The sequence below is a fragment of the Myroides albus genome, assembly GCF_024722315.1.
In the GTDB taxonomy this organism is placed as follows: Bacteria; Bacteroidota; Bacteroidia; order Flavobacteriales; family Flavobacteriaceae; genus Flavobacterium; species Flavobacterium album_A.
In genome coordinates this window covers 3630166-3653233 of sequence record NZ_CP102754.1, presented here as the reverse complement: position 1 = coordinate 3653233, position 23068 = coordinate 3630166, and the positions used below count along the sequence as shown (strand labels likewise).

Genomic DNA, 23068 nt, shown 5'->3' with positions numbered 1-23068 from the left:
CGAGTAGAGGCCTATTTCTACTCGGTTTTTTATTAACTAACCCTAACTTTATGAAATCAATCATATAATGATACAAATGTCTAAAAAAAATCGGACTTAATCAGTTAAATGAATGTTATAATAATGTTATGAGTGTGTTTTGTTTAAAAAATTCCGATTTTATCAAAAATACTTTGCTTTTTTTGATCTTTATCTTTTTTATTCTTAGAGGAATTATCTGAAGTGTTTTTATTCGATGTATTTGTTGTGTTATCTTGAATTGAGAATACATCTTGAAGTAATTTATTTGATCTCGAACCTCCTATATTCTCTCTGATTTTATCTTCTTCAACAGCAATCATAGTAAACACACCAGCCATAGTTTGATTTGTAACGTAATCTGTTAGGTTGGTATTGATTTGCGAGACAAGTGGTAGTTCGTTATAAGTAGAGAAGATCTTTTCCCATACTTTATCAGCACCTACACTTGAGAGTGATTTTTCGATTACAGGAGAAAACTTTGAGTATAAAGCTTTAGTAGTACTTTCTTTTAGATAATTCGTTGCAGAGCCTTTTCCTCCAAGAAGGATATTCTTTGCATCGTTAAAAGTAATGTTCTTTACAGCGTCTACAAATATGGGTGTAGCTTCTTTCACGGCATCTTCTGCTGCGCGATTGATTAGCATTAATCCTTGGTCAGCCAAGTTACCTAAACCTAATTTTCTTAGCGTTTGGTCTACTTTCTGTACTTCTTCAGGTAGTAAAATTTTTACTAATTCGTTTTTGTAAAAACCATCTTTTTCAGTTAGTTTACTAACTTGTTGTTCAATCCCTTTATCTAAAGCTTCTTTTAATCCTTTTGCTACTTTATCTTGACTGATATTGCCAATAATGTCTGTTACTTTTTGGGCATAAGCATTCTCTGTAAGGGTAGAGCTTAAAAAAAGTGCCAAAGTGCTTAGGATAATGATGTTTTTCTTCATAGTAGATTTTTTATGTTTTATATAGTGTTTATTTTTTATAAGTATTGCTTAGCTTCTGTTTTGATTGCGGTTAAACAAATAGAAGTACTGTTAGCCATAGTTTGACTTTCCTTTATTAATAAATGTTGTAAATTCAATGGATTGTCAATATTATGTAGGTTTGAAGAACGCTGTATCAAGCTGACAATTGCATTTTTGTGTTGGGTAAGCAAAGTCCACAGTTCTTCAGAAACATATACTTGTTGTGAAATATTATACTCGTATTCTTGTGTAATGTGTTGTATCAGTGCTAAGCTATACAAAGCTTTGTCATCTGTTTGCAATTGTATTCTCAATAGTAATTTTTGCAAATCAATTCTCTCAATAAAAATAGTTAATCTCTCATAAGCTTGTAATCGCAAAGCTATTGTATCAATTGTCTTGTTGTTTTGTAGGGAATCGATGATGTATTTATCTCTTTGACTTTGTCTTTTCAGAATGGCGTCAAAATAAACATAAGATAATGCGGCAACAACCAAAGCAGGAATAGTGTAACTAATTAATTCAAGTAAAAAAGTTAAGTTCATAATGCGAAATTTTTACAAAAATAAACAATATAATACTTGGGCATAAACTTTTTTATGTATTCAAAAAACTTGTTATAAAGGGAGAGTAATTGTATTTTTGGCTTTTTATGAAAAAAGGATATGCAAAATTATATTGATCAGTTAAATGAAGCACAAAGGGCGCCTGTTTTACAAAAAGAGGGGCCGATGATAGTGATTGCTGGTGCAGGTTCAGGAAAAACAAGAGTATTGACTTTGCGTATAGCATACTTGATGCATCAAGGTGTAGATGCATTTAACATTCTCGCGCTAACTTTTACCAATAAAGCAGCACGAGAAATGAAAGCGAGGATTTCACAAATCGTAGGGAGTACAGAAGCAAAGAATTTGTGGATGGGTACTTTCCACTCGGTATTTGCGAGAATTTTGAGAAGTGAAGCTGATCGATTGGGTTATCCAAGTAACTTTTCTATTTACGATTCTCAAGATAGTCAACGCTTGATCGGGCAAATAATCAAGGAAATGCAGCTTGACAAAGATGTATATAAACCAAAGGAAATTCTCAGTAGAATTTCGTCGTATAAAAACAGTTTAGTTACAGTTAAAGATTATTTTGCAAATCCTGAGCTTCTGGAAGCGGATGCTATGAGTAAACGTCCGAGAATCGGTGATATTTACCAAAACTACGTTGATAGGTGTTTTAAAGCGGGAGCTATGGACTTCGATGACTTATTGTTAAAGACAAATGAGCTGTTGAATATGTTTCCAGATGTGTTGGCTAAGTATCAAGATCGCTTTAGATATATTTTGGTAGACGAGTATCAAGATACAAATCACTCACAATATTTGATTGTTAGGGCTTTGTCTGATCGATTTCAGAATATTTGTGTTGTTGGTGATGATGCACAGAGTATTTACGCCTTTAGGGGAGCAAATATTAATAATATATTGAATTTCCAAAAAGACTACGAGGGGGTTCAAACGTATCGATTAGAGCAAAATTATCGTTCTTCACGCAATATTGTTGAAGCGGCAAATACTGTAATTGATAAAAACAGAGTTAAACTTGAAAAGGTTGTTTGGACAGCAAATGATTTCGGACCGAAGATTAAAGTGCACCGCTCTTTAACCGATGGTGAAGAAGGGCGATTTGTAGCCTCAACGATTTTTGAGGAGAAAATGCAAGGGCAAAAAAACAACAGTGATTTTGCTATATTGTATAGAACCAATGCACAATCTCGTGCGATGGAAGATGCTTTGCGTAAAAAAGACATTCCTTATCGAATTTATGGAGGTTTATCTTTTTATCAGCGAAAAGAGATTAAAGATGTACTTAGTTATTTGCGTTTGATCATTAATCCAAAAGATGAAGAGGCATTAGTTCGCGTAATTAACTATCCTGCTCGAGGAATTGGAGCTACGACACTGGATAAACTTACTATTGCTGCAAATCACTACAAGAGATCTATTTTTGAAGTTATGGAACATATCGATAAGATTGATCTTAAGATAACTGCAGGAACAAGAGGTAAATTATCTGACTTTGTCAACATGGTTAAAGCATTTCAAGCACAAGAACAGACGATGGATGCTTATCAATTGACTGAACATGTAGTAAAGAAAACGGGACTTGTTCAGGAATTGAGAAAAGATACTACTCCAGAGGGAATTACAAGAATGGAGAATATTGAGGAGTTGTTAAATGGTATCAAAGATTTCATTGAAGGTCAAAAAGAGATTGATGGAGCAAGAGGTGCTTTAGGGGAGTTCTTGGAGGATGTTGCTTTGGCTACGGATTTAGATAAAGACAATGGAGATGATGATAGAGTAGCGCTTATGACTATTCACTTGGCAAAAGGGTTAGAATTTCCTACGGTATTTTGCGTGGGAATGGAGGAAGATTTATTCCCAAGTGCAATGAGTAAAAGTACAAGAGCAGAATTAGAAGAAGAAAGAAGGTTGTTCTATGTGGCATTGACAAGGGCCGAACATCAAGCTTATTTGACTTATGCGCAATCTCGTTACCGTTGGGGTAAATTGGTAGATAGTGATCCTTCTTGTTTTATTGATGAGATTGATGATCAGTACTTAGAGTACTTAACTCCTGTTGAGACTAATTATCGATATAAGCCTATGATGAATACTGATATTTTTGGAGATGCGGATAAGAGTAAGCTGCGATTAAAAAAACCAGTAGGAGGAACTCCTCCAGCTTATATTACGGAGAATGAAGAACCAAAAGTTGATAGAAATATTAGAAGGTTAAAGCCAATTGACAGTAGTAAGAAGGAGGTGAGTAATGTGAATAATGGAGATTTGGCAGTAGGGAATATGGTCATGCATGAGCGTTTTGGTAAGGGAGAAATTTTAAACTTAGAAGGTGTAGGAGCAGATCGAAAAGCTGAGATTAGATTTGATGTAGGAGGAATTAAAAAACTACTGTTGAGATTTGCTAAGCTACGTGTATTATCGTAAATTGTAATAAAAAGTTATGGCACAGTTTATAAAGATATATCCAGATAATCCTAATGAAAAAGAAATAGACAAGGTCGTGAAAATCCTTCGAGATGGAGGCCTTGTTATCTATCCTACCGATACGGTTTATGGGTTAGGGTGTGATATTACCAATACAAAGGCTTTAGAAAGGATCGCAAAGATAAAAGGAGTGAAGTTAGAGAAAGCAAACTTTTCTTTTATCTGTTATGACCTAAGTAATATATCTGATTATGTAAAGCAAATAGATACTTCTACTTTTAAAATTCTTAAGAAAGCCCTGCCTGGGCCTTATACATTTATTCTTCCGGGAAATAATGATTTGCCTAAAGAGTTTAAAAAGAAAAAGACAGTAGGTATTCGCGTACCTGATAATAATATTGCAAGGGATATAGTTAAGCGATTGGGAAATCCTATTGTATCAACGTCAATTTATGACGAAGATGAAGTACTTGAGTATACAACTGATCCAGAACTTATTTTCGAAAAATGGCAAAATCTTGTTGATGTAGTTATTGATGGAGGTTATGGAGATAATACAGCGTCTACAGTAATAGACTTATCTGGCTACGAACCAGAGGTTATCCGCCAGGGAAAAGGAGAAATTGATATATTATAATCAACAAAAAATTAGAATTAATTAATAAAATAGATAAAACAAGGTTAAATAGACTGTAAAATATGACAGTTCCCTATTTTAAATTAGGGGAATTCAAACTGAATTGTTATTTTTGTATCTGTTTATTTAAAAAGCTAAACGTATCACACTATGAATTTACATGAATTTCAAGGTAAAGAAATATTAGCTAGCTACGGTGTAAGAGTACAACGTGGATTAGTGGCTAACAACGCAGAAGAGGCAGTTGAAAAAGCTAAACAACTTACAGAAGAAACTGGTACAAGTTGGTATGTAATTAAAGCTCAAATCCACGCAGGAGGAAGAGGTAAAGGAGGAGGAGTTAAGTTGGCTAAAAACTTAGACGAAGTAAAAGAAATCGCTGGTAAGATTATCGGTATGGATTTAATTACTCCACAAACTCCACCAGAGGGTAAAAGAGTTAATCGTGTTTTAGTAGCTGAAGATGTTTACTATCCAGGTGAAAGCGAAACAAGTGAATTCTATATGTCTGTATTACTTGATAGAGCTAAAGGACGTAATATGATTATGTACTCTACTGAAGGAGGTATGGATATCGAAGAAGTAGCTGAGAAAACTCCACATTTAATCTTTAAAGAAGAAATTGATCCTGCTGTAGGATTACAAGGATTCCAAGCAAGAAGAATTGCTTTTAACTTAGGGTTATCTGGTAATGCTTTTAAAGAGATGGTTAAATTCGTAGATGCTTTATATAGAGCTTACATTGGAAGTGATTCTTCAATGTTCGAAATTAACCCAGTATTGAAAACATCAGATGATAAAATCTTAGCTGTTGATGCTAAAGTTACTTTAGATGACAATGCATTATACAGACAGAAAACTTATGCAGAGTATAGAGATATTACAGAAGAAAGACCTATCGAAGTTGAGGCTAAAGAAGCAGGGTTAAACTATGTTGATTTAGATGGTACTGTAGGTTGTATGGTTAATGGTGCTGGATTAGCAATGGCTACAATGGACTTAATTAAGTATGCTGGTTTTGAACCTGCAAACTTCTTAGACGTAGGTGGTACAGCTGATGCAAAACGTGTTGAAACTGCTTTCCGTATTATCTTAAAAGATCCAAACGTAAAAGCTATCTTAATCAATATCTTTGGTGGTATCGTTCGTTGTGACCGTGTTGCTCAAGGTGTTGTTGATGCTTACAAAAACATGGGTGACGATATTAAAGTGCCTATTATTGTACGTTTACAAGGAACAAATGCTGAATTGGCAAAAGAATTAATTGACAAATCAGGTATGCCTATTTTATCAGCTGTTGCTTTCCAAGAAGCTGCAGATCAAGTTAAAGTTGCATTATCTTAATTGATTTACATACACAAAATAAAAAAGAGCTATCAATATTGATAGCTCTTTTTTTTGCTTTCTACTAATGTAATTAGCGGGTCTAAAAAAAAAGAGATTACTTAATCTCTTTTTTGTTTTCCATTATTAAACTTGAATCCTGAAAGCGGTGTTTTAGGATTGTTCTTCTTACTTGAATTTGTAGTTTTAGGTCTTGACTTAGACTTATTGTCTTTATCTTCTTTTGAGTTGACAGTAGTACTTTTTTTATCTTTAGTAAAAGTTTTTTTATGTCCTTCTAAAACTTCTTTTGGATTCTTAGGGTTTTCCTTCGTACCTCTAAGGTGGATTACTAATCCATTAAGGAAATTACGCAAGATTTGATCACCACATTCTACATATTTAGGATGTTCATCATTTCTAAAGAAATTGCCTATTTCTCCTTTAGATATTCTAAAGTCAACTAATTCTAAAATCTCTACTATTTGATCATCGCGCAATTGCAATGCGACTCTCAGCTTTTTTAATATATCGTTATTGTTCATTCTCTCTGATTTTTGCAAAGGTAAGTAAAATATTTACAGTTTGTCTTTTAAAGCTTTTATTTCATCTCTTAAACGAGCAGCATTTATAAAGTCAAGATCTTTCGCAGCCTTTTCCATTTCCTTTCTTTTCTCTCTAATCATTTTTTCTATATCTGCTTTTGACTTGTATTTTATTTCATTTTCTGCAGCTTTTTGCAAGATAGCTTGTTGGTTTTCTTCATAAGTAGGTTTTAGTAAATCACTTCCAATCTTCTTGTGAATAGCCTGAGGAGTTATCTTATTTTTGGTGTTGTACTCAATTTGTTTGCTTCGGCGATAATTTGTTTCGTCAATAGTTTTCTGCATGCTATCGGTAATTTTGTCTGCATACATGATTGCTTTTCCATGAACGTTTCGGGCTGCTCTACCAACTGTTTGAGTAAGTGACCTGTGACTTCTTAGGAACCCTTCTTTGTCCGCATCCAAAATAGCTACAAGGGAAACTTCAGGTAAGTCTAATCCCTCTCTAAGCAAGTTCACTCCGATTAGTACATCAAATAATCCTTTTCTCAGATCTTGCATGATTTCAACTCTTTCAAGGGTGTCAATATCTGAGTGTACATATCTACATCTAACACCAACTTTGGTAAAGTATTTAGCAAGTTCCTCTGCCATTCTTTTGGTTAGTGTAGTAACAAGAATTCTTTCGTCTACTTCAACTCTCTCTTGTATTTCGTTGATTAGATCATCAATTTGATTTTCGGTTGGTCGTACTTCTATAATAGGGTCTAGAAGGCCTGTCGGTCTAATCAATTGCTCTACATATATACCTTCTGATTTTTGTAATTCGTAATCTGCAGGAGTGGCCGAAACATATACGACTTGATTCTGCATAGCCTCAAACTCCTCAAATTTTAAAGGTCTGTTATCTAAAGCTGCTGGTAATCTAAAACCGTATTCTACCAAGTTTTCTTTTCTTGATCTATCGCCTCCATACATTGCGTGTACTTGTGAAACTGTTACGTGACTTTCGTCAATAACCATCAAGTAATCTTTTGGAAAATAATCTAATAAGCAGAAAGGGCGAGTCCCAGGGTCTCTGCCATCCAGGTATCTTGAGTAATTTTCTATACCAGAACAATAGCCTAATTCGCGTATCATTTCAAGGTCGAAATTCGTTCTTTCTTCCAGCCTTTTTGCTTCGAGGTGTTTTCCAATTTCTTTGAAATACTCTACTTGTTTTACCATATCTTGTTGTATTTCCCAAATGGCTTTTTGTAGTACATCGGGAGAAGTAACAAACATATTTGCGGGATAGATGGTCAGTTGTGTGTATTTTTCAATTACTTGAGAAGTGTTCTTATCAAATACTTCAATATCTTCAATCTCATCGCCAAAAAAGTGAATTCGGAAAGGATCGTCTGCATAACTTGGAAATATTTCGACAGTGTCTCCTTTGATTCTAAAGTTTCCTGGTGTAAAATCAGCTTCTGTTCTTGAATATAGACTTTGAACTAATTTATGTAATAGTTTAGTTCTACTTATCTGCTGATCTAATTCTAAAGAAATAACATTCTTTTGAAATTCTGTAGGATTTCCTATACCATAAAGACACGATACTGATGCGACTACCAATATATCTCTGCGTCCTGATAAAAGGGCAGAGGTGGTGCTTAGACGCATTTTCTCCAATTCCTCGTTTATTGATAAGTCTTTCTCTATATATTGTCCTGTAACAGGTATAAATGCTTCTGGTTGATAGTAATCATAGTAAGAGACAAAGTATTCCACTGCATTATTAGGAAAAAAGCTTTTGAACTCTGAATACAATTGTGCTGCAAGTGTTTTATTGTGCGCAAGTACAAGAGTAGGGCGTTGTACTTCTTGGATAACATTGGCTACTGTGAATGTTTTACCTGAACCAGTCACTCCGACTAAAGTCTGATATTTTTCATCGTCAAGTATTCCTTTACTTAGCTTTTGTATTGCTTGGGGTTGATCTCCAGTAGGGTTGTAATCTGATTTAACTTCAAACTTCATATTCAAACGGTATAATAGAATATGCAAAGTTAGTTAATATAAAGCAAAAAAGCGCAAGAGTTACCTTGCGCTTTCTATATAAAAACAGAATGTTTTAATTTAATTAGTTGATTTTGAAAACAACTTTTCTTGCAATCTTACGAGCTGCAGCTGAATCTTTAGAAACAGCGTCATCGATTCCGTTTCCTTTAGCAGAAACTTTAGAAGCGCTAACTCCAGATTTTACAATGATATCTTTAACAGCGTTTGCACGTCTTTCAGATAATTTATTGTTGTAATCTTTGTTACCTACTGCATCAGCATATCCGATAACTTCAACAGAAGCAGATGGATTGTTTCTTAAGTAGTTAACGATAAAGTTGATTCCGTCAACAGTTGTTGGTTGAGCTTTATCAAAGTCAAAGTAAGCAGCAACATATCCTTTGTTTACTAATTCTTTGATCATTGCAGCGTCATCAGCACTAACTCCTTTGTTTAAATCACCATATTTCTCATCGATAAATTTCTCAATGTTATCAGCGATACCATTGTTGTTAGAATCGATACTTCTTCCTTTAGAATCAACTAAAGTGTTTGCAGGTGTATTAGGTTCTAAATCTAAATAATCTGGCACACCGTCATTGTCAGTGTCTTTAAGATCATTCTCGATTTTAGTTAATCTGTTAGTTAACTCAGCAATAACTTCGTTTTCTTTAGCAGCTTCAGCATACCAGTCAGCATGTTGAGCGTGTTTTCCAAGATAAACAGAAACCCCAACAGTTGCGTTGAACATAGTTCCTTGGAATACAGATCTATTAGTTGCAGTTACACCGTCCCAGTTATTGTTTTGTTGTAAACTTTGAATAACAGTAAAGTCAGCGTTTAAAGCGATTCTACGGTGAACTTTAATTTGTCCAGTTAAACCAGCCATTAAGTGTCCCATGTTATCAGTTCCACTGAATTTGTCTCCATTCATCCAAGAGTATCCCCCCCCTGCGTGTACTTGTGCATTTAATACACTAGTCCAGCTTTCGAAGTTTAATACTCTACCTAAATTTACAACTCCTTCTAAACTTGTTCTGTAGTGGTTTGTCTCAATGTCAGCCTTGTTAGTCCACTCATTAAGTCTATCGTATCCAAATGATGCTTTAACACCAAATTTGTTGTTGATACTATAACGTACACCTCCATCTAAGTGCATATTTTTAAATGTTTCTCCAGCAAATCCTGGTGAAAGAGTTCTTGCAGGTTTTGCAAAACCACCATTTAAATCAATAGACCATTTGTTATAGTCCTGCGCAGAAGCAGTACCAAATACAAATAGAGAAGCTAATAACGGTAATGTTAATTTTTTCATAGTTATCATTTTAATTTCCTTTAAAAGTAAGATTATTCATTTATCTCACTTTTTACTAATTGCTTTACAAGGCAAATATAATAGAAAGATTTTGATTATCTTTATTTTTTGAAGTTTTTTATAAAAAACACGCAGAAATTGACTAATTAAATTTATTAAAATCATATATGTCTTATATCTCAAAAATATTTGTCACTGTTGACATTGTTTTACTTAAGAAAGAAAATACTGAAGTAAAAGTACTGTTGATTAAAAGAAAAAATGAACCATTTAAAGATAAATGGGCTTTACCTGGAGGATTTGTCGATGAAAATGAAGATTTAATGGTAGCCGCAAAACGCGAATTATTGGAAGAAACTACAATTGACTGTAAAAGTTTAAGTCAATTAGGTGCTTACGGCAAACCATTTAGAGATCCACGCTCGCATGTTGTTAGTGTCGCTTATATAGGTTTAGTAGATACTAAGACGAAGGGAAAGGCTGCAGATGACGCTAAGGAATTAGATTGGTTCTCACTTGACGAATTGCCTGAGCTGGCATTTGATCATGGTGATATCTTACAAGACGCTATTAAAAAAGCCATACTTTAAAGTATGGCTTTTGGTTTTTAGATAAATCACAATTTTGTGTTTGTGATAATTTCGTTATAGTATTTTTCTCAGATTAAATTATTGATTTACATGAGAACTGTTTTTTTTAAGCATTGCTTAGAACTCTTTTTTCCATCACAAATGTTCCAAAAGGAATAATAGATGCTATACAAATTAGGGCATAAGTTTTCATACTCCACTTCTGATCAGATTTTAATACAGTTGCAAAAATAATGTATGCAATAAATAAAACTCCGTGAGCCATTCCTACTTGACTTACTAATTCAGGTTGTTTCCAAATGTACTTTAAAGGCATGGCAATAAACAATAATACCAATAGTGATAGTCCTTCTAATAATGCGATGAATTTGAATGTTTTAAGCATTTTGTGTATATTAATTGTTTGAAAGGCTAAAATAGAATTTTATGGTATATAAATTAAAAAAGGTCTAATTTTTTCCAAATTAGACCTTTTTTATATTTCAAATTGTAGACTTTCTTAGAAAGCTTGAAATCTACTATTATATTCTCTTAAATCTGCAAGATTGTGTTTGTTATCCACATCTTTGAAAAGTGATAATAAGTATTGAAGACTTTCTAAATCTGTTTTTTCTGTCGATTTCGATGCTTCTACTGTACTTTCTTCTCCTTCTTCAATTGGTTCGTCTGATGGAATTGGAATTAAAAAAGCTTGATTGTTTTCAATGTGCTCATAAGTTAATCTCAGTCCTTTTACTAAAACTGGTTTCTCTTCTAATAGAGCAAATTCTCTTAGTTTCTTAAGATCTTCAACAATTGATTCTACAACAAGACCATTAGCGATTAGGTCTGATTGAATTTGCTTGATTAATTTTAAGGCATTAGCGTTTTCCACAGTATAAATCTTTTAATAAAAAATTATTTCGGTGCAAAAGTAATCTTTTTACTTATTAAAAAACGAATAAAACAATGAATTTTTTTGGAATATGTTTTATTCAACCATGTGTACAAGTGTGGACAGGTTACTATTATTGTTCTTGTCCACTCTTTTTGGAGTTGTATTTACCTGTCATTAAAGCCATTCATTTCTTGAGTTTCAAACTAAAGTATATTCTATAGATTATAGTCTAATGGTTGCTAAATTAGGTGTTTTCTAAAGAGCGTTATAAATTTCGCATTGAGTAATTGATTGTTGCGATTTGATTTTTGATTGTATTTAAAATTCTTTTGATAAATGAAAAGTGAGAAGTTGGGGAGCAATCCATAGTGTTATTTGTCGATTCAATGGTCAATACATTCATTGTTTTTTACACGCCATGACCTCTTTTCTTGTTACAGAAACGTTTGTGAACGGATCCCTTATGTTTTAAATTATTTGTGAGTGGTAAATAGTTAGTTACTTAATCATTGTGCAAAATGGAAAATAGAGAAGAATAGCAACTGACAAAAGTAAATTTACTGTTTTTTTTAGTTGTGATAATTGAAGTGCTCGTTTCTACCTGTTATTAAGCTTTCTCTAAGCTATAAAGGGAGAATTATAAATACAATTTTGTTTAGGTATAAACTAAAGTTGCTCCTTGTTTTTTTCTCAATTAAAAAGTGGGATAACTTATATGTTCGTATGGTTGGTTTTTTCGCATACATGCATACTTTTGTGAGTTTATAATAGAAATAGTAAATAGGTATGAAAAGAGAGATTGTGTTTAAAGATAGTGCTTATCCTGAACCACATCAATTAAAGGAGTTTGTTTGGTCCGGACGAATGGATTTGGAAGGTCGTTTGTGGTTTGATTTACATTTGAAAAGCAAGGATTACTATGATTCTGAAGAAAACACAGATGAGGAAGATGACTATGAAGAAGAAGATTTTGATGGACCTTATACAAGCGAATTACACTGGAAATCGAAGATTGTTTGGGATAACTATCATCAGTGTATTTTATCCTCAACCTATTGGTCTGATGAGCAGGGAATCCTGTTAAGTGATGGATCAAAAAAGGTTGATTTATTTGACAAAGATGAGTTTGGTTTTCAACTTGATGTACTGCCATTAGCGGAAGATTTTTATGAGTCCGAGCCAAGCTTTAGTATTTATTTGTTAGGTCATGACCAGTGTGCAAATCACAATATTACGTTTTCTAAACAGCATGACAAGAAATATACAATACATTGGAAAGGTCAGATTGCTTTGACTTATGGTGGTTTTGAAGAATTCGATCATGCGTTTAGCATAGTCGCAGAAAGTATCTCGTTTATTGGTTTTACCTATCCTGAAGATTGGAGTAGAAAAGAAGCTGAGGAAAAATTCAGTAAAGTATTGACTCATTTCGATCAGTTTGAATTTGTGGCAATTGATTCAGCACAAATAAAAAGTAAATTGGTATATAAGGGTTGATCGGATCCGATCAACCTTAGAACATTTTGTAAAGTGTAGAACAATTTTGGTCTTTAACTCAAAAATAGCCATAGGATAGCAAAAGTAGCTTGGACTATCTGTCAAAAGCGACAAAGTCAAGACTGGTAATAGAGCATCTGTCTAAATGATACGCAAAGTCTAACGATTAAGTTCACTTTAAATTGATAACATTTGTTTTACCTCATTGGTCGTGAATTGGTGTAGTAATGCTTGCACTTCCTTGGGGTTTTCTTGCAGTTTGCTTGGGGTTTCCTTGGGAAAACACACCTTTTCGCCTATAAAACTGCAAGGATGCTGCAAGAAAACTGAGTGAAAGACGCAAGAATGTATCGCTTTTTTTGTGGTAAGTGAGTGTATAAGTGCTTCGGAAATTTGATGGATAACGTGGAAGTATTGTAATTAGACTTGTGTGATACATTGGGACAAAGCAGTTTGCAGTTCTAACGGATGTATTCACAATTATTTTAGGGATAAGAAGATTTTTTTCTTTGGGTTGCTTATACTTTTTGTGTGGTGTTACAGAGTTTAGATATTGATAGAGGTAACTCTTGAATTAACTTTGTTCTCAATAGGGGAAATGAAGTTATGTAAAAAAGACTATCACAAACAGTGATAGTCTTTTTTCGTTGAAATACATTTTATACCTTGAAAAAGGTGTGAATTGTTCAATTAGTATTGCGCAATTAAATAATTTATTAAATCTGTAGTTGTGACTATTCCAACTAATTTTCCTGCTTTGTCCGTGATAGGTAGTGAGTGGAATCTTTGTTTTGAAAATAGTTCAGCTACTTCTTTAATGATTGTGTCTTCTGTAACAACTAATGGATTTTTAGTCATGATATCTTCGAGCTTATAGGCATCGTAAATATCGTTTAGTGCGTCTTTATCCATATCAGCGTTGCTATATCCTATTTTTAGAATATCATTGACACTGATAATTCCAATGAGTTTTTCTGATTCAACTACTGGTATATGTCGGATATTATAGTCGGCAAACAGTTGATTTACTTCACTAATTTTTTTTGTTGATGGTACAGCTATTAATACTTTAGCCATAATCTGAGATACTGGAACTCTTTGTTTCATAGTGTTTCTACTTTAGGTTGTTATATTTTTATATTACAAATATTGGGTTATATGACAACAAAAAGTATGATAAGAGACATTGGAAAAGACATATTAATTTTGTATCTTCTATAATTGCTAAACTTCTCAATATTAGCTTTAGATATTGCAATCATAACACTTTTAAAAGTTAACAAATTAATATAGCTAAAGAGGGCGAATTGAGTTATTTTTGCCTGCATTTTTTAGCAAATTGAGGGATGAATATTATTGCATTTGAAGAAGTATTTAAGGACCGAATTTTTAGGATACCCGATTATCAGAGAGGATATTCATGGACAAAGAAAGAGTTGAGCGAATTGTGGTATGATCTTTATAATACACATCATCATCGAAATACATTTCACTTCACTGGTATTTTAACGCTAAATGCATTTACTACAGCAGATTTTGAAAGCATTCGCAAAGAAGGTTTTACAGTTAGAAGTAACAAACTTTTGATTAAAGGACAATTTTATACGGGTTGTAATATAGTAGATGGGCAGCAGCGTTTGACTACTTTGTTGATTTTATTGTCTGAACTTGTGAATGTTTTAGATAATGTAGAGTTAAAAGCAGCCTTAGAAAATACTTATTTTAGACATAGAGAGAACGAGGTCAATAAGTATATTTTTGGTTATCACATTGATGTGCCGTCACACAATTACTTGATTAGAGAGATTTTTTCAGAGAAAGACTACCAGGTCGAAGAAACTGAAACACTATACACGCATAATTTATCCATAGCAAAGACTTATTTTTATCAACAAGTTAAAAGTCTTTCTCAGGTAGAAGTTGAAGTCTGGATTAATAAGATTACAAAGCATTTACTTTTCTCTATTCTGGATTTGAGCGAGTCTCAAGAACGTCCATTAGATGTTTCTATGGTTTTTGAAACATTAAATTTTAGAGGAAAGCAATTGTCAAGCCTGGAACGTTTAAAGAATCGGGTATTGTACATTGTATCGAAACAGTTAACTGTTTCTTCTACTATAGATCGGAGTAGGAAGAAAGTGAATCAAGCTTGGTTGGAAGTTTATAAGTGGCTTGGGAGGAATCCATCGCAGGCTATGGATGATGATGCCTTCTTAAAAGCGTTTTGGCTTCTGTATTTTTCTAATTCGACTATGGTTTCTAATGATTTTAAGTCTTATCAAAAGCAACTTTTTACAGTAGATTTTCAATTGGAAAAGGATAATGAGCTAATTAATTATGTCGATTATAAAGTACTGAACGAGTGGTTGGGAAGTATGAAGAAAGCTGTTGTTTTGTGGTATTTTATCAATAATCCTTATGCAGTTGATACAGATATTGATTTTGACTTTCACTACACAGTTGCTTTGCAAAAGTCACTACTAAGGATAAACAATTTTCCAAGGGGATATGGAAAGTATATGTTGAATTTAATATTGTCTATTTTTATGCGTGATTTACCACAGAAATCAGGTGAGGAAACAGACTATAGTGTTCAGCAAAAGTTAGATCAGATTGAGCGGTTATTATTTGCAATAGAACGACATAATATTATGTGCTTTTTATTGCAGGGCAATAATTCCAACTTGAATTTAGAAGATACTTTTAGAGATATTAATTTTTATTATTTAAGAGGTAGGGCTCATACCAATGAATATTTGATAAATGTACTGTTGGAACAACGAGTTAGTCACTTTAGATGGAAAGAGGTAATCAATCACATTCACAAAGGTAATCGCTTCAAAACCTGGGCGGGTTTAGACTATTTTTTAAAGACAATCGAAGAATTAAATGGAGGAGGGTTAAGTCATGTAGACCCTAAAGTTTATCTAATATATCCAGAAGAAGGGCATTATGAAGAACGAAGTACCTACAAGGATATTAATAGCATGCAAAAAGTGAATCGCGATAGGTATAGTTATTCATTGGGAAATATGATTTTGGCTTTTAATCGCTATGAACCCAGTAGTTTTGAAAGAATCCAGCATAAAATAGAAAATGCAGTTAAGCACGAATATAGACTTACAGAGCTCGAGAAAGAAATATTGAGTTATGAAACATGGGATAAGTATAGCATTGAGGATAGAGGGCGTAAGATGATGGAACAGTTTATATCCCATTGGGAACTTCCTGATATACAGGATACGGAGATGAGAAGGTTGTTGTTGTATGAGGTATAAAAAAAGAAACTCTCAATCGAGAGTTTCTTTTTCTTGTTTATAAGGCGTTGTCTAAAAACATTTGTTTTACTTTCTCAACATCATATCCTTTGTCTAATTCTAAGTCTACAGAGTTGATGATATTAGTTACTTTTCCTTCTTGGTCAATCACGAAAAAGAAAGGAAAACCTAATTTCTTTCCCTCAGGCGCATATTTATCAAATACCTCTTTGTTCTTGTTTTTAGTTGAATAGTTCAAATGGTAATACACGTATTCTTTATCTACAATAGATTTAAGTTCTTCTGTTTTTTGAACAAAATCATTGAATCTCAAACACCAGATACACCAGTTTCCTCCCGCTTGTACAAAAACTTTCTTTCCTTCTTTTTTTGCCTGTGCGATTAATTCGTTTAATTTCTCATCTGCATCTTCTTCCTCATTATAAGGTTGAGAAAGGGATTCTTTTTCCGATTTAGCTTCATCTTTCTCTACTGTAGGAGTAGCTTCTTCGGTTTTGGCTTCAGTTTTACTTTCTGTTGCTTTTTGATTACAACTACCCAATAACATCACTGAGAGTACAAGGGAACAAGCGTATGTTAGTTTTTTCATATTAAATTTAATCTATCATTGTTTATTTTACCTTGCAAAGTAAAAAAATAATTAGAGATATACTATCAAGTGTTTTGATCAAAATGAGTAGGTAATTTGTGCTTCCTTTCCTTCAAGGTAAGAAAGTAGGTGTGTTTATGTGTTAAAAGCTTGAAATGAGGGGATTTTCAATCAAAAATAGAGTGGATATGTTTAGAAATCTTGTTATTTTAGATTAAATTACACAATTAAAAAAAACGATAAATTAATTATGACAATACAAGAGTTAAAAGATAGGGTAGTATTACCTATTGTAGTATCCCCAATGTTTATTGTTTCTGGAACCAAATTAGTGATAGAGAGCTGTAAGAATGGAATAGTAGGAACTTTTCCAGCTTTGAATGGTAGAAGTACAGAAGATTTTGAACAAATGCTTATAGAAGTTACGACAGAACTGGACAAGTTTGAAAGAGAGACAGGGAAGAAGCCAGCACCATTTGGAGTTAATATCATTGTCAATAAGACAAATCCAAGAGTAATGCCTGACTTACAGCTTTGTATTAAGTACAAAGTACCTATTATCATTACTTCTTTAGGAGCTGTCAAAGACTTAGTAGATGCAGTTCACAGTTATGGAGGATTAGTTTTTCACGATATTATCAAAAAGCGCCATGCAGAAAAGGCAGCTGAGGCAGGAGTAGATGGTTTAATTTGTGTAGCTGCGGGAGCTGGAGGACATGCAGGTACAGCAAGCCCTTTTGCACTGATAGCGGAGATAAAGAGTTTCTTTGATGGAGTAGTGCTTTTGGCGGGAAGTATAGATAAGGGGAGTGATGTTTTAGCAGCACAGAATATCGGAGCTGATTTTGCTTATATGGGAACGCGATTTATAGCAACAAAAGAATGTGATGCAGTAGATGAATATAAGCAAATGATCGTAGATTCAGGTATTGATGATATAATGTATACAGATGGCGTATCAGGGGTAAATGCAAACTTTCTAAAACCAAGTATCGAGAAAGCAGGTTTAGATCTTAGTGTCAAAAAAGAAGAAGATTTCTCTCAATTGACTGCGGCAAATAGCAAAGCATGGAAAGATATTTGGTCTGCAGGCCATGGGACAGCTGGAATTACAAGTGTTTTGACAGTCAGGGATTTGGTAGAGCAACTAAAAGGAGAGTATAAAGAATCTCTGTGCAAGAATAAAGAAATTTTAGAATCATTAAAATTCTAATTACATAGGATAAGCGAGAGCTTTTAGATTAGTAACTTAATTAACTGAAAAATAAATAATAGAATATGAATCAAGAGACATTTAAACAAATTCTAACAACGCAAATTCCAATTGCTTGGATTGCAGGTGTTCGCTTAGAAAGTTTTAAAAAAGACGAAGTGATAACATATGTAGAGTTTGACTTTTTAAATCAGAATCCATTTCAGAGTATGTTTTGGGCAGTACAGGGAATGGCTGCTGAGTTTTCGGGAGGCTTAATGCTATTGACAAAAATTAAAATGTCTGGTCAGAATATAGCTTCTTTGGTTGTGAAGAACGAGATGGAGTTTACTAAAAAAGCAGTTGGTAAAATTACATTTACCTGCGATGAAGGACAAAAAATTGACGAGGCAATACAAAGAGCAATAGAAACAAAAGAAGGAGTAGTAATCCCATTGACAACAATTGCTAAGGACGAACAAGGTGATGTAGTAGCAAAGTTTTTGTTTACGTGGAGTATCAAAGCAAGAGGCTAATTGATAATAAAAATAGAGGTTGCTCATTGAGCAACCTCTATTTTATTGTAAAAACGAATTTATAAACAAGCTATTAAGCTTCATGGTTTCTGAAAACTAATTCATTGTCAAATGAATCTAATAGTATAATACTATCTGCTTTTACATGCCCAGCAAGTATTTCTTTTGATAAGCGGTTTAAAACTTCTTTTTGAACAACGCGCTTAACTGGACGCGCACCAAACTCAGGATCATATCCTTTATCTGCTAAAAACTCCTTAGCTTCTGGTGTCGCTTCCATAATGATATTTTGTTGTTTCAACATCTTGATGACATTTTTCAACTGAATATCTACAATGTTGAGGATATTACCTTTCGACAATGGTGTAAACATTACAATCTCATCAATACGGTTAAGAAATTCAGGACGCACTGTTAATTTTAATTCATTAAGCACTCCTTGTTTTGCTTCCTCTGAGGCCTGTTCTACATTTGAAATAGATTCAAATTTCTCTTGTATAATATGGCTTCCCATATTAGAAGTCATAATAATGATTGTGTTTTTAAAATCAGCTAAACGACCTTTGTTATCTGTTAAGCGTCCTTCATCCAATACTTGTAATAAGATATTAAAAGTATCTGGGTGTGCTTTTTCGATCTCATCTAAAAGTACAACAGAGTAAGGTTTTCTTCGAACAGCTTCAGTTAACTGACCACCTTCATCATAACCTACGTATCCTGGAGGCGCTCCTACCAATCTACTCACACTGTGTCTTTCTCCATATTCGCTCATGTCAATACGAGTCATGGCGTTTTCATCATCAAATAGATATTCTGCAAGTGCCTTAGCAAGTTCTGTCTTACCTACACCAGTTGTTCCTAAAAATAGGAATGAACCAATTGGTTTTCTCGGATCTTGTAACCCAGCACGACTTCTACGCACAGCATCACTAATTGCTTCAATCGCTTCTTCTTGACCAATAACGCGTTTGTGTAGTTCGTCCTCAAGGTGTAAGAGTTTTTCTCTTTCACTTTGTAGCATTTTTGCAACAGGAACTCCAGTCCACTTCGCAACTACTTCAGCGATATCCTCACTTGTCACTTCCTCTTTGATAAGTGATTGACCACTTTGGTTTTCGTCTAATTGCTTTTGTGCTTGTTCAAGCTCCTCTTGTGCCGTTTTGACTTTGCCATATCGAATCTCCGCTACCTTACCATAATCACCTTCACGTTCAGCTTTTTCGGCCTCCAGTTTATAAGCCTCTATTTGCTGTTTAATATTTTGAACGCGATCGACAACTTCTTTTTCACCCTGCCACTTAGTAAAGATTTCATTGCGTTCTTCTTTTAAATTAGCAAGTTCAAGTCCCAGAGATTTCAATTTCTCATCGTCATTCTCTCTTTTGATTGCTTCAATCTCAATCTCTAACTGCATGATTTTTCGATCTAACACATCGAGTTCTTCAGGTTTAGAGTTGATTTCCATTCTCAATTTAGCAGCAGCTTCGTCCATTAAGTCAATAGCCTTATCAGGTAAGAAACGATTGGTAATATATCTTTCAGATAAATTGACAGCTGCGATAATTGCCTCATCTTTAATTCTTACTTTATGATGAGCCTCATATTTCTCTTTAATACCTCTCAAGATTGAAATAGCACTTTCTGTATCAGGTTCATCTACGACAACCTTTTGGAAACGTCTTTCAAGAGCTTTGTCTTTCTCAAAGTACTTTTGGTATTCATCAAGTGTAGTTGCTCCTATAGAGCGCAATTCACCTCTAGCTAAAGCTGGTTTTAGGATATTTGCTGCATCCATAGCACCTTCACCACCACCAGCACCTACTAAGGTGTGTATTTCATCGATAAATAGAATAATATTTCCTTCAGCAGAAGTAACCTCTTTTACGACAGATTTTAATCGCTCTTCAAACTCACCTTTGTATTTTGCACCTGCAATTAGTGCTCCCATATCCAAGGCAAAGATTTGTTTATCTTTTAAGTTTTCAGGAACGTCTTGTTGTACAATACGATGCGCTAATCCCTCAGCTATAGCTGTTTTCCCAACTCCAGGTTCCCCAATTAACATAGGGTTGTTTTTAGTACGACGACTTAAGATTTGCAATACACGTCTAATTTCTTCATCTCTACCTATTACTGGGTCCAACTTACCTTCATTGGCTAATTGAGTTAAGTTGTTAGCATATTTATTCAAAGAGTTGTATGTGTCTTCTGCTGATGCTGATGTAACTCTTGCTCCATTTCGAATTTCTTCAATGGCAGCTATTAATTGTTTTTCAGTTACACCTTGATCTTTTAATATTTGAGCTACTTTACTTTTTGATTTAAAAATAGCTAATACTAAGTGCTCTATTGAAACAAATTCGTCTTTCATCTTTGTTGCGATAGCTTGTGCTTCTGTTACAGCTACACCCGCTTCTCGTGATAAACTCATTTGTCCCCCAGCTACTTTTGGAAAACTTTCTATTGTAGCATCTAAGACCTTTTTGAAGGTATCAAGATTTACATTTAGCTTTTTGAGAATAAATGGGGTTACATTTTCATCTACTTCAAGAATAGCTTTAAAAATGTGTTCATTCTCTATTTGTTGTTGGCCAGCCCCTTGTACAATTACCTGTGCACGTTGCAGAGCCTCTTGTGATTTTATTGTAAAATTGTTCAAATTCATAATTAAGCGTATTTTTTTTGTTGTGTTATAACTTAAGCAATAGATGTTCCAATGTACCTAAATGGTCTAATTGACATAATTTTTGAGAAAACTATTGCAAGAAATTGACAAAAAGTCATATATAGGTGGGGTTGTTAGCCGTTGTTAGTGTCATTTTGTCTTGTTTGGATTGGTTGTATTTTTAAGTGTTATAGAAGTAAGAAAGACTATAGAGTATAAAGAGTCAGGAGATAACGGTAAACAATAGGAGGGTAGTGTATTTTTATTTAATTTAGCGTAATAATTTAATATAATCGAAACTATGGACTGGATACAATTAACGAAAAGCTCACAATTAGAAGATTTAATTGCAGAATCTCAAGAAAAGGCAGTTGTTATCTTTAAGAATAGTACACGATGCTTTATTAGCAAGTTTGCATTAAAGAATTTCCAAAGTTCATTTAGTAATTCAACACATGTATCTTGTTATATGGTTGATGTTGTTGCTGATCGCTTAATTTCTTTAGAAATAGCAGAGGTATTCAAGGTTGAACATCAATCACCACAAATCCTTATTGTTTCAAAAGGACAAGCAGTTTTTAATACATCTCATGAAAGTATTGACGGCGCTCAAGTTGAAAAACTATTATTGCGTTTGTAATCACTCGTAAGTGAAGTATAGAATAAAAATGTCCGATTTGAATAATCGGACATTTTTATTATTGAATAGTGTGGTACTCTATATCAATGCTTGAAGATACGTTAGTTCCCTTTTCATAGTTTGAAGAATTAACAGCTTCTACAAAGTTAGTGGCTAAAGTAGTAGCCTTAGTTAAATCTATTTCTTTAGTATCTTCATTAGCCTCAATGGATACTCCATCCACTTCTAAGATCTTTGTTGCATCATTGTCGTTTTTGAGTAATTTTTGCAAGGCAGTTGCATATGAATTCTCTTGAGAAAATTGTATGTTTTTGATAGTGATTTCTTTTGTGTTTTCATTAATTTGCGTAAGGAAAGAGACGCTTCTAAATGATTTCGCTTCGTTTTCTTGTGAAATAAAGCTGATCAGTTGTTGGTAAAGTTCTGTTGCTTTTTGCGTTAAATCGGTTGATTCTGACGTGTATTTAATAGTGAACTCCTTTGTAGCTTTTTGATTGATAGCAGTAGTAGCATGTGCTGCTGTATTGTTAGCAATTGCTATAGAAGAAATAGGCAATAGCAATAAGGATAAATAGATTAGCTTTTTCATTTTAGAATTTCTTTTACGGTTATCTCCTAAAATTACAAAAAACAAAGCTAACTCATGTTAAATTTAAAATAAAGAAAGGGCATTTTTTTAAAAAAAGCCCTTTCAAAAGTTTACATAAGTCTATGGATAATTGTAGTGTGAGTTTTTTTAATACTTATATTGATAAGGTATTATAATTTTTCTCTTGCAATTGGAACATATATTTATGAGCATTTGGTGTCCCTATAAAATACGAAGGCAAATCTTTTAATTCAACACCGTATACTTTTAATGCAAATTCACAAACTACTAGTTTGATACCAGCTTTATCAGCAGCGTCTAACTCAGGTTTTAATTCTGCGTTATTTAGTTCTTGTACCATTTGTCCCATTATAACGATTTCAAAATTAACAGCAGGATTATCTTTAATCATTTCTGAAGCCGTCATTATAGATGAACGTAGGTTTTTTGTAGACTGAACAAGAATAGCAAACTTTTTGCCCTTAGTTTCTTGAAATAATACACTCTCTGTACTTTCTGAAATAGAAGTTGATGCAAATGATATTGTATTCATTGATAAAATTAGAGCTAAGCTCAAAACTATTTTCTTCATCTCTATAAATGTTATTAATTATTACTTGGACCAAAGTACTATATCTACTATAGTCTGACAGTAACAATTGTTACATATTGCCATTTTTATAATGATTAGTTTTGTAGATAATGAAAATCAAAGACGTTATGATTAATTATTTTAAGCAATGGACTGCAATAAGATGGATTCGATTAATCCT

General features: G+C 33.5%; 21 protein-coding genes. 9 read left to right on the top strand and 12 right to left on the bottom strand.

What is annotated here, in order from left to right:
* Positions 1-143: 143 nt before the first annotated feature.
* Together NWE55_RS16345 and NWE55_RS16340 are read right to left on the bottom strand one after the other, a co-directional pair.
* Positions 144-962 carry a DUF4197 domain-containing protein gene (locus NWE55_RS16345; RefSeq protein WP_155092448.1) on the bottom strand — a complete coding sequence of 273 codons (819 nt, stop codon included), beginning with the start codon at positions 960-962 and terminating at the stop codon, positions 144-146.
* A gap of 35 nt (positions 963-997) precedes the next feature.
* Positions 998-1528: a DUF7935 family protein gene (locus NWE55_RS16340; protein WP_155092449.1), complete on the bottom strand. Its 531-nt coding sequence runs from the start codon at positions 1526-1528 to the stop codon at positions 998-1000.
* Between the two features lie 120 nt (positions 1529-1648).
* Here NWE55_RS16340 and NWE55_RS16335 point away from each other — a divergent pair, with 120 nt between their 5' ends.
* The 3 genes from NWE55_RS16335 to sucC all read left to right on the top strand — a co-directional run bounded on the left by NWE55_RS16335 (position 1649) and on the right by sucC (position 5963).
* The gene (locus NWE55_RS16335) at positions 1649-3982 is read left to right on the top strand and encodes an ATP-dependent helicase (RefSeq protein WP_155092450.1); all 2334 of its coding nucleotides are present in this window, start codon (positions 1649-1651) and stop codon (positions 3980-3982) included.
* A gap of 16 nt (positions 3983-3998) precedes the next feature.
* The gene (locus NWE55_RS16330) at positions 3999-4619 is read left to right on the top strand and encodes an L-threonylcarbamoyladenylate synthase (RefSeq protein ID WP_155092451.1); all 621 of its coding nucleotides are present in this window, start codon (positions 3999-4001) and stop codon (positions 4617-4619) included.
* A gap of 150 nt (positions 4620-4769) precedes the next feature.
* On the top strand, positions 4770-5963 hold the full coding sequence (gene sucC / locus NWE55_RS16325; protein ID WP_155092452.1) for an ADP-forming succinate--CoA ligase subunit beta: 1194 nt from the start codon (positions 4770-4772) through the stop codon (positions 5961-5963).
* 101 nt (positions 5964-6064) lie between these two features.
* Here the strand turns inward: sucC and NWE55_RS16320 are convergent, their stop codons facing one another.
* The 3 genes from NWE55_RS16320 to NWE55_RS16310 form a co-directional block, all read right to left on the bottom strand.
* On the bottom strand, positions 6065-6487 hold the full coding sequence (locus NWE55_RS16320; protein ID WP_155092453.1) for a DUF1456 family protein: 423 nt from the start codon (positions 6485-6487) through the stop codon (positions 6065-6067).
* Positions 6488-6520: 33 nt separating this feature from the next.
* A complete protein-coding gene (uvrB, locus tag NWE55_RS16315) occupies positions 6521-8506 on the bottom strand; it encodes an excinuclease ABC subunit UvrB (RefSeq protein WP_155092454.1) in 1986 nt (661 codons plus the stop codon).
* A 103-nt stretch (positions 8507-8609) separates the two neighbouring features.
* Positions 8610-9842 carry an OmpA family protein gene (locus tag NWE55_RS16310; RefSeq protein ID WP_155092455.1) on the bottom strand — a complete coding sequence of 411 codons (1233 nt, stop codon included), beginning with the start codon at positions 9840-9842 and terminating at the stop codon, positions 8610-8612.
* A gap of 167 nt (positions 9843-10009) precedes the next feature.
* Between NWE55_RS16310 and NWE55_RS16305 the strand changes: the two genes are divergently transcribed.
* Positions 10010-10432, top strand: coding sequence for an NUDIX domain-containing protein (locus NWE55_RS16305; protein WP_155092456.1), 423 nt, complete (start codon positions 10010-10012; stop codon positions 10430-10432).
* A 106-nt stretch (positions 10433-10538) separates the two neighbouring features.
* Here NWE55_RS16305 and NWE55_RS16300 read toward each other — a convergent pair whose 3' ends face one another.
* Entirely contained in the window at positions 10539-10817 is a 279-nt protein-coding gene (locus NWE55_RS16300; protein ID WP_258204424.1) for a DUF3817 domain-containing protein, read from the bottom strand.
* Positions 10818-10931: 114 nt separating this feature from the next.
* Complete coding sequence (locus NWE55_RS16295; RefSeq protein WP_258204423.1) at positions 10932-11306, bottom strand: hypothetical protein; 375 nt, start codon at positions 11304-11306, stop codon at positions 10932-10934.
* A 789-nt stretch (positions 11307-12095) separates the two neighbouring features.
* On the opposite strand from NWE55_RS16295, the gene NWE55_RS16290 reads away from it, so the two are divergent.
* Positions 12096-12806: a hypothetical protein gene (locus NWE55_RS16290; protein WP_155092458.1), complete on the top strand. Its 711-nt coding sequence runs from the start codon at positions 12096-12098 to the stop codon at positions 12804-12806.
* 690 nt (positions 12807-13496) lie between these two features.
* Here NWE55_RS16290 and NWE55_RS16285 read toward each other — a convergent pair.
* Positions 13497-13913, bottom strand: coding sequence for a CBS domain-containing protein (locus tag NWE55_RS16285; RefSeq protein WP_155092459.1), 417 nt, complete (start codon positions 13911-13913; stop codon positions 13497-13499).
* A 239-nt stretch (positions 13914-14152) separates the two neighbouring features.
* On the opposite strand from NWE55_RS16285, the gene NWE55_RS16280 reads away from it, so the two are divergent.
* Positions 14153-16084, top strand: coding sequence for a DUF262 domain-containing protein (locus NWE55_RS16280; RefSeq protein WP_155092460.1), 1932 nt, complete (start codon positions 14153-14155; stop codon positions 16082-16084).
* 37 nt (positions 16085-16121) lie between these two features.
* Here the strand turns inward: NWE55_RS16280 and NWE55_RS16275 are convergent, their stop codons facing one another.
* Positions 16122-16673: a thioredoxin family protein gene (locus tag NWE55_RS16275; protein WP_155092461.1), complete on the bottom strand. Its 552-nt coding sequence runs from the start codon at positions 16671-16673 to the stop codon at positions 16122-16124.
* 250 nt (positions 16674-16923) lie between these two features.
* On the opposite strand from NWE55_RS16275, the gene NWE55_RS16270 reads away from it, so the two are divergent.
* Both NWE55_RS16270 and NWE55_RS16265 read left to right on the top strand, forming a co-directional pair.
* Complete coding sequence (locus NWE55_RS16270; protein WP_155092462.1) at positions 16924-17886, top strand: NAD(P)H-dependent flavin oxidoreductase; 963 nt, start codon at positions 16924-16926, stop codon at positions 17884-17886.
* 65 nt (positions 17887-17951) lie between these two features.
* Positions 17952-18401 (top strand): DUF4442 domain-containing protein, encoded by a 450-nt coding sequence (locus NWE55_RS16265; protein ID WP_155092463.1) that lies wholly within the window; start codon positions 17952-17954, stop codon positions 18399-18401.
* A gap of 73 nt (positions 18402-18474) precedes the next feature.
* Here NWE55_RS16265 and clpB read toward each other — a convergent pair whose 3' ends face one another.
* Complete coding sequence (clpB, locus tag NWE55_RS16260; protein ID WP_155092464.1) at positions 18475-21066, bottom strand: ATP-dependent chaperone ClpB; 2592 nt, start codon at positions 21064-21066, stop codon at positions 18475-18477.
* 301 nt (positions 21067-21367) lie between these two features.
* On the opposite strand from clpB, the gene ytxJ reads away from it, so the two are divergent.
* Positions 21368-21706: a bacillithiol system redox-active protein YtxJ gene (gene ytxJ / locus NWE55_RS16255; RefSeq protein ID WP_155092465.1), complete on the top strand. Its 339-nt coding sequence runs from the start codon at positions 21368-21370 to the stop codon at positions 21704-21706.
* 58 nt (positions 21707-21764) lie between these two features.
* Here ytxJ and NWE55_RS16250 read toward each other — a convergent pair whose 3' ends face one another.
* Both NWE55_RS16250 and NWE55_RS16245 read right to left on the bottom strand, forming a co-directional pair.
* On the bottom strand, positions 21765-22295 hold the full coding sequence (locus NWE55_RS16250) for a hypothetical protein (RefSeq protein ID WP_155092466.1): 531 nt from the start codon (positions 22293-22295) through the stop codon (positions 21765-21767).
* Positions 22296-22449: 154 nt separating this feature from the next.
* Positions 22450-22887: a hypothetical protein gene (locus NWE55_RS16245; RefSeq protein WP_155092467.1), complete on the bottom strand. Its 438-nt coding sequence runs from the start codon at positions 22885-22887 to the stop codon at positions 22450-22452.
* Positions 22888-23068 lie beyond the last annotated feature (181 nt).

Excerpts from the sequence above, each read along its gene's own strand:
- sucC (WP_155092452.1), top strand. The coding sequence starts at position 4,770 with ATGAATTTACATGAATTTCAAGGTAAAGAAATATTAGCTAGCTACGGT.
- uvrB (WP_155092454.1), bottom strand. The coding sequence starts at position 8,506 with ATGAAGTTTGAAGTTAAATCAGATTACAACCCTACTGGAGATCAACCC.
- NWE55_RS16300 (WP_258204424.1), bottom strand. The coding sequence starts at position 10,817 with ATGCTTAAAACATTCAAATTCATCGCATTATTAGAAGGACTATCACTA.
- NWE55_RS16320 (WP_155092453.1), bottom strand. The coding sequence starts at position 6,487 with ATGAACAATAACGATATATTAAAAAAGCTGAGAGTCGCATTGCAATTG.
- NWE55_RS16310 (WP_155092455.1), bottom strand. The coding sequence starts at position 9,842 with ATGAAAAAATTAACATTACCGTTATTAGCTTCTCTATTTGTATTTGGT.
- NWE55_RS16305 (WP_155092456.1), top strand. The coding sequence starts at position 10,010 with ATGTCTTATATCTCAAAAATATTTGTCACTGTTGACATTGTTTTACTT.
- NWE55_RS16340 (WP_155092449.1), bottom strand. The coding sequence starts at position 1,528 with ATGAACTTAACTTTTTTACTTGAATTAATTAGTTACACTATTCCTGCT.
- NWE55_RS16335 (WP_155092450.1), top strand. The coding sequence starts at position 1,649 with ATGCAAAATTATATTGATCAGTTAAATGAAGCACAAAGGGCGCCTGTT.
- NWE55_RS16250 (WP_155092466.1), bottom strand. The coding sequence starts at position 22,295 with ATGAAAAAGCTAATCTATTTATCCTTATTGCTATTGCCTATTTCTTCT.
- ytxJ (WP_155092465.1), top strand. The coding sequence starts at position 21,368 with ATGGACTGGATACAATTAACGAAAAGCTCACAATTAGAAGATTTAATT.
- NWE55_RS16245 (WP_155092467.1), bottom strand. The coding sequence starts at position 22,887 with ATGAAGAAAATAGTTTTGAGCTTAGCTCTAATTTTATCAATGAATACA.
- NWE55_RS16265 (WP_155092463.1), top strand. The coding sequence starts at position 17,952 with ATGAATCAAGAGACATTTAAACAAATTCTAACAACGCAAATTCCAATT.
- NWE55_RS16280 (WP_155092460.1), top strand. The coding sequence starts at position 14,153 with ATGAATATTATTGCATTTGAAGAAGTATTTAAGGACCGAATTTTTAGG.
- NWE55_RS16330 (WP_155092451.1), top strand. The coding sequence starts at position 3,999 with ATGGCACAGTTTATAAAGATATATCCAGATAATCCTAATGAAAAAGAA.
- NWE55_RS16270 (WP_155092462.1), top strand. The coding sequence starts at position 16,924 with ATGACAATACAAGAGTTAAAAGATAGGGTAGTATTACCTATTGTAGTA.
- NWE55_RS16275 (WP_155092461.1), bottom strand. The coding sequence starts at position 16,673 with ATGAAAAAACTAACATACGCTTGTTCCCTTGTACTCTCAGTGATGTTA.
- NWE55_RS16290 (WP_155092458.1), top strand. The coding sequence starts at position 12,096 with ATGAAAAGAGAGATTGTGTTTAAAGATAGTGCTTATCCTGAACCACAT.
- NWE55_RS16345 (WP_155092448.1), bottom strand. The coding sequence starts at position 962 with ATGAAGAAAAACATCATTATCCTAAGCACTTTGGCACTTTTTTTAAGC.
- NWE55_RS16285 (WP_155092459.1), bottom strand. The coding sequence starts at position 13,913 with ATGAAACAAAGAGTTCCAGTATCTCAGATTATGGCTAAAGTATTAATA.
- clpB (WP_155092464.1), bottom strand. The coding sequence starts at position 21,066 with ATGAATTTGAACAATTTTACAATAAAATCACAAGAGGCTCTGCAACGT.